This is a genomic window from Bradyrhizobium sp. 23 (assembly GCF_023073295.1).
In the GTDB taxonomy this organism is placed as follows: domain Bacteria; phylum Pseudomonadota; class Alphaproteobacteria; order Rhizobiales; family Xanthobacteraceae; genus Bradyrhizobium; species Bradyrhizobium canariense_D.
This window is the reverse complement of the sequence record NZ_JADPJF010000037.1, coordinates 291,896-297,662: the sequence shown is the minus strand read 5'-3', so window position 1 is coordinate 297,662 and position 5,767 is coordinate 291,896. Positions and strand designations below refer to the sequence as shown.

Annotated in this window: 6 protein-coding genes; 3 read left to right on the top strand and 3 right to left on the bottom strand. The window is 65.0% G+C overall.

Features of this window, described 5'->3' with window-relative positions:
• The coding region (locus IVB32_RS07515) for an ATP phosphoribosyltransferase regulatory subunit (RefSeq protein WP_247410060.1) at nt 1–1,102 on the bottom strand (1,102 nt) is incomplete at its 3' end.
• Between the two features lie 734 nt (nt 1,103–1,836).
• Between IVB32_RS07515 and IVB32_RS07510 the strand changes: the two genes are divergently transcribed.
• On the top strand, nt 1,837–2,781 hold the full coding sequence (locus IVB32_RS07510) for a helix-turn-helix domain-containing protein (protein ID WP_240543985.1): 945 nt from the start codon (nt 1,837–1,839) through the stop codon (nt 2,779–2,781).
• A gap of 9 nt (nt 2,782–2,790) precedes the next feature.
• Here the strand turns inward: IVB32_RS07510 and IVB32_RS07505 are convergent, their stop codons facing one another.
• On the bottom strand, nt 2,791–3,543 hold the full coding sequence (locus IVB32_RS07505; RefSeq protein WP_018453443.1) for a 16S rRNA (uracil(1498)-N(3))-methyltransferase: 753 nt from the start codon (nt 3,541–3,543) through the stop codon (nt 2,791–2,793).
• Nucleotides 3,544–3,752: 209 nt separating this feature from the next.
• Here IVB32_RS07505 and IVB32_RS07500 point away from each other — a divergent pair, with 209 nt between their 5' ends.
• Both IVB32_RS07500 and ubiA read left to right on the top strand, forming a co-directional pair.
• A complete protein-coding gene (locus IVB32_RS07500; protein ID WP_085350104.1) occupies nt 3,753–4,412 on the top strand; it encodes a hypothetical protein in 660 nt (219 codons plus the stop codon).
• Complete coding sequence (ubiA, locus tag IVB32_RS07495) at nt 4,409–5,341, top strand: 4-hydroxybenzoate octaprenyltransferase (RefSeq protein WP_018453445.1); 933 nt, start codon at nt 4,409–4,411, stop codon at nt 5,339–5,341. Before IVB32_RS07500 ends, ubiA begins: the two co-directional genes overlap by 4 nt.
• Here the strand turns inward: ubiA and IVB32_RS07490 are convergent.
• Nucleotides 5,338–5,767: DUF6101 family protein (locus IVB32_RS07490; RefSeq protein WP_247410059.1), on the bottom strand; the 430-nt coding region annotated here is incomplete at its 5' end. The genes ubiA and IVB32_RS07490 overlap by 4 nt on opposite strands.

The window sequence follows — 5,767 nt, the reverse complement described above, 5'->3', positions numbered from 1 at the left end:
CCGAGAAACCGACCGCGGGGATCGGCTCGGCCGATCCAAGCTGGGTCATCAATCCGTCATAGCGGCCGCCGGCAACCAGCGGCTCGGCGCCGTTGCCGCGGTGATGCAGCTCGAATTCGAAGCCGGTGTAGTAGTCGAGCCCGCGCCCGAACGCGGTGGAAAAGCGCGTCGCCTTCACATCGATGCCGCGCGCGGCCATGAAGCCGACCCGGCTTTCGAACTGGTCGATCGCAGCACTGAGGTCGAGCTTCGCATCATTGGTGAGCGCGCGCAGCTCGGCCACGGCGTCATCGGGGTTACCCGATATCGACAGGAAACGTTTGAGCACGGCGATGGCCTCGCGCGGCAGCGCGCCGCCCTTCAGCGTCGACTGCTCGAGGAAGCGGTCGGCAATCTCGGCGGTGGTGCGGCCGCCGACATTGGTGGTGCCGGCGATCGACATGAGGTCGGTTACGAAAGCGAGCGCTGCCTTGCGGTCGGAGCCGGCGAGCGCCGCGAGCACGCCCTCATATTCGCTGCGGGTCGCGGTGGTCGCGGCTGCCAGCCGCTCGAGATCTTGCTCCAGGCTGATCTTGCGGTTGAAATCCTTGACCAGGCGGCGGCGCCAGACCGGATAGAGGTCGAGCGCGTCGAGCAGCGCGTTGAACAGCGCCACGTCGCCGGTGCGGATCTCGACGTCGCGAACGCCGAAGGCGGCGGTCGCCTCCAGCGCCAGCGCCAGCATTTCGGCATCGGCCGCGGCGCGGTCCTGGCGGCCGAACGACTCGATGCCGGCCTGCAGGAATTCGCTGCTCTGGCCGCTGCGGTAGCGGAACACCGGGCCGAGATAACTGAACCCGGCCGGCTGGCCGGCACGGCCAGAGCTGAGGTAATCGCGGGCCACCGGTATGGTCAGGTCCGGGCGCAGGCAGAGCTCATCGCCGGATAGGTCCGTGGTCAGGTACAGGCTCTTGCGGATGTCCTCGCCGGAGAGATCCAGGAACGGTTCGGCCGGCTGCAGGATGGCGGGCTCGGCCCTGACATAGCCGGCCTGCGCGAACGACAGCAGCAGCGTGTCCGCCCAGGCGGAGCCGGCAGCATTTGAGGTGGCAGTCGCGGTCATCTCGGGGTCCATCGTCCCGGTGGAACCGGGCAGGGCAAGCAGGGAACGAATTGCCGCAGGCCTTAGCATGGCCCGGAAGCGGTTTCGACCTCCAAAGGATCAATCGCTTAACAGCGCCGGAGCGACGCACCGTCAGCAGAGGATGCGAAGCCCAATTCAGGCGTCGTCGCCAAGCTAGGTAATATAATACCTAATCGCGCTGCGGCCGATCGAGTTAGGTTGGACGCCTCACCCTCATTCATTCGGCCAGCGAGCTCTCCGGGCCGCTTCCACGAAGGAATGGCCGCCTGGCCGGAATGCTCGCTGCCTCACATGTAACCTCATCCGCGAGCTGCTTGGCCCGGTTGAGGGTGTCCACTGGTCGCATGCTCAATTTGGGTAGGGCGGACGGTCCGTTCGCAGAGCCTTCGTTTACAATGCGAAAGTTGGTTTCCGATTCATGCGGCAACGCACAGACGTTATCGGAACGGTCGCGCGACACACGCTGGCCTATATGCTGTTTTGATTAGCGAGATGTTCCGGCACTACGACTTAGATCCACTCGACCTTCTGATCGTTCGTGCCATTCTCAATGCCCCGCGACCTGCGGCGCGCCGGGGCCAGAGCGCCGGGTGGTTTGCGCCGCGCTAAAGTCGCCGTCTCTACGAAGAACGTCAGGTAAGCAGCAGAACATGGATCAAAGCCGTCTAGTCCCTGCTCGCGAGGCAATGCAAAAGATAGCGGCGGATCGCTTGATGTCGTTCCAGGATCTCAAGCCGTCCTCGGCGCTCGAGCTCAAATCGTATGACATCGATCATTTCGGTGAGACCGAGAAATACGCCGGCGCATCGAGCATGCCGTTGTCTGTCGGGACGACCGCGATCATGCGTGCCCGGCTCACCTTGCCGACCCTGACCCTGTCGCTGTTGAAAACCTTCCCCCGGATCATTCGCGGCTATCAGCTCACCAATGCTGCCGCAGTGGTGGTACCGATGGATCACGTGACCTCTGCCCGCATAAACGGGCAATCGACCGGCGGTTCTGTTGTCATTCTAAAAGGCGGTTCAGATTGCTTGGTGCATGAGCCGGAGGGGCGTCTGCTGGCGGTGGTCTACTTCAGTCCATCCGGGCGGGAGCCATTGCCTGAATTGAGCGATGGATGCCATTTGCTGAATCCGGCGCCGGACGTGCTTGCCTCGCTGCGCCGTCTGATCTCGATCTCGCTTGAAACCGCGGCAAATGACCCGGACTTCCTGAATGAGCCGGCTTCGCAAACGATTGTCGAACGGTCACTGCTCAGCACGATGGATGCGGCGATCTGGTCCAGTGTCGCAAGCGCACCTGCGTCGTCCACCACCGAGCATTATCGGCGGATCGTGGCTGATATGGAAAAACTGATTCGGCGCGATCTGATGATCTGGCACAAGACCACCGAACTGGCGGAACAGGCGGGCGTGTCGGTCCGGACTCTCCAGAGTGCGACACGGGCCATCTGCGGCATGAGCCCACATCGCTATAGCCGGGTCTTGCGCCTCTGGTCGGTACGCAAGCAACTGCGCACCGGCCGAGCAGGCCGGAGTGTGAAGTCCTGCGCGCTTGCGCATGGTTTCTGGCATCTCAGCGAATTCGCAGCGAGCTACAGAGAGGCTTTCGGAGAGTTGCCTTCGGAGACCCTGAACCGATCGCTACGAGGCGAATAGCAACGTGCCTTAGCCGCGTTCGCCACCCCAGTCGCCCAGCACCGCCTGCACCAGCGCCAGCGCGGCCACCGCGGCGGTGTCGGCCCGCATGATGCGGGGTCCGAGCGCCAGCCGCAGGATTTTCGGCTGCCGCAGCAGCAGGACCCGCTCTTCCTCGGCAAAGCCGCCTTCGGGTCCGATCAGCACGTCGATTCCCTCCCCGGCGCGTGCGGCTTGCAAGCTCCGAATGGGGTTTTCGAGCTCCGCCGCCTCGTCGCAGAAGATCAGCAGCCTGCCAGCGGCGCGCTGGGTCAAGAAGCGCTCCAGCGGCACCGGCTCGGCAACGGTGGCGATGCTGAGAATGCCGCATTGCTCGGCCGCCTCGACGACATTGGCGCGCATCCGCTCGGTATTGACGCGTGAGGCCTGGGTGAATCGGGTCAGAACCGGCTGCAGGCTGGCGGCGCCCATCTCAATGGCCTTCTGCACCATGTAGTCGAGCCGGGCATGCTTGAGCGGAGCGAAGATGTAGGCGAGGTCGGGCAGCCGGTCCTGCGGCCGGGTCTGCTGGAGGATGACGAGACCGTCCGGCCGCTTGCGGCCTTCAATGGCGGCCTGCCACTCGCCGTCGCGGCCGTTGAACGCCAAAACCTCGGCCCCGGCGGCAAGCCGCAGCACATTGCCGAGATAATTGCTCTGGTCGCGGTCGAGCTCGACCCTGCCGTCCTGGGCAAGCGGGGCGTCGACGAACAGGCGGGGGCCGCGGAAATCGTGGGAAGGCATCGTCAAAGGTCCGATTTGCCGCCGTTCTTAACCGAAAGCAGTCCTTTCGGGGTAAATTTTGCCAAAATGGTGCGTCGGCGCGCCGCGCTCCCGCCCTATTCAACGGGTTGTTAAGGGCCGGCGGGAATCGTAAAATCGCGAGCACGCCGGTTGCGCTTCAATTGGGAAGACGCCGAACCCCGCAAGCTCCTGCCGGAGAGACTGCCTTGATGATCCGTCATTTGATGGTTCCGATCACTGCCGCCATGGTCACGATGGGCGCCGTTGGTGCCTATGCGCAGGGCTTCCCCGCGCCGCTGCCGGGCCAAGCCCCAACCAGTTCCGCCTTCCCGCCCGTCAATGGCTCGGCGCCCGTCGCCTCCGTCGGCGGCGCGCCGCAATCCTCCTTCCCCGTGAATGGCGCCGCTCCTGTCGGTGGCGCCGGCGCCTTCAGCGCGGCCCCGCCGACGCAAGCCGGTCCCGGCGAGGACTGCATGAAGGCGTTCATGCCTCTGCGCGAAGATGCCGAAAAACGCGGCAAGCTGATCAAGGCCGCGAGCGACCGTCACGCCCCGCCTGACGAGGCCTGCAAGCTGATCCGCAACTTCAGCCAGGCTGAGACCAAGATGATCAAGTACATCGAGGCCAATGCCTCGAAGTGCGGGATTCCGGCGCAGGTCGGCGCGCAGATGAAGGACGGCCACAAGAACACCGAGGCCATGGCGGCGAAGGTCTGCAATGTTGCGCAGCAGATGCAGAACCAGCCGCGCGGACCGGCCGGTCCGTCGCTGAGCGAAGTGCTGGGTTCGGGCTCGCCGCCCGAGGCCAATGCCGGTAAGAAGGGCGGCAGCACCTTCGACACACTCAACGGCAACGTCCTGACGCGATGAGCGACACGTCAGCCCGAGTTGCCGATTCCACCGGCAACTGGGTCGATACGCGTGCGCCGCAATGGGCGCGGCCTTATCTGCGCTTGTCCCGCTTCGATCGTCCGATCGGCTCCTGGCTCCTGTTGATGCCGTGCTGGTGGTCGGCGGCGCTCGCCGCCGGCATGGCCCATGACGTCCGCGGCCTGCCGCTCACCATCGTCCTGTTCTTCATCGGCGCCTTCGTCATGCGGGGGGCAGGCTGTACCTGGAACGACATCACCGACCGTGACCTCGACGACAAGGTCGAGCGCACCCGCTCGCGGCCGCTGCCCTCCGGCCAGGTGAGCGCGAAGCAGGCGCTGGCGTTCATGGTCGCGCAGGCGCTGATCGGGCTCGTGGTGTTGCTGCAGTTCAACCGCTTCGCGATCCTGACCGGCATTGCCTCGCTGCTGATCGTCGCGATCTACCCGTTCATGAAGCGCATCACCTGGTGGCCGCAGATCGTGCTCGGGCTCGCGTTCTCCTGGGGCGCCCTGATGGGATTTGCCGTCACCTTCGGGCGGATCGATGTCACCGCGCTCGTGCTCTATGCCGGCGCGATCTCCTGGGTGATCGGCTACGACACGATCTACGCGCATCAGGACGCCGAGGACGATGCGCTGATCGGCATCAAGTCCACCGCGCGCCTGTTCGGTGCGCATACGCACCAGGCGCTGATACTGTTCTACGGCCTCGCGGTGCTGCTGATCGGCGTGGCGCTGGCGTCGGGCGATGCGCGCTGGCCGGCCTGGCTCGGACTTGGGGCCTTCGCCGTGCATCTGGCCTCGCAGATCGGGCGGCTGAATATCAGCGATGGCGATCTCTGCAAGCGCCTGTTCTACTCGAACCGCGACGCTGGGCTGTTGTTGTTTGCGGGTTTGCTGGCCGACGCGGTGATGCGGACGGCTTAACTCCGGGCGATGATCTCGCGCTCATCGCGATGCACCGACAACTCCCGTGCGACACCGGTGCGGCGGCGCATCAGAAATTTCGGACGGCGGTCGCGAATCGGGTTGGCGCGGCGACGGCGCGGCGCGGGCTGGCGTGCGCCTTCGTCGAGCTGCGGAAGTGCGAACAGCTCGCTCCAGATTGCCCAGGCCTCAACGAGTTCGTCGCCGTCGGCGCTGACCAGCAGCGGAATGGAGAGCGAGGGATCGCGATGAACGAGGACGAGGGTCTGGGCCTCGTCGTTGCCGCGCAGCGCGACGCCGGTGAAGTCGCTGACGCGAACATTGATTGCCATCCGCATGCCGCGGACGGCACGGTGCAGCACGACACGTTCGCGATGAAGCTCGATCTGCCGTACATATCCGTCGGCGCGCGGATCATGCGCATCG

Bases quoted from the DNA above. Each gene is read 5' to 3' on its own strand.
- IVB32_RS07510 (WP_240543985.1), top strand. From the start codon at position 1,837: ATGTCGTTCCAGGATCTCAAGCCGTCCTCGGCGCTCGAGCTCAAATCG.
- IVB32_RS07505 (WP_018453443.1), bottom strand. From the start codon at position 3,543: ATGCCTTCCCACGATTTCCGCGGCCCCCGCCTGTTCGTCGACGCCCCG.
- IVB32_RS07500 (WP_085350104.1), top strand. From the start codon at position 3,753: ATGATCCGTCATTTGATGGTTCCGATCACTGCCGCCATGGTCACGATG.
- ubiA (WP_018453445.1), top strand. From the start codon at position 4,409: ATGAGCGACACGTCAGCCCGAGTTGCCGATTCCACCGGCAACTGGGTC.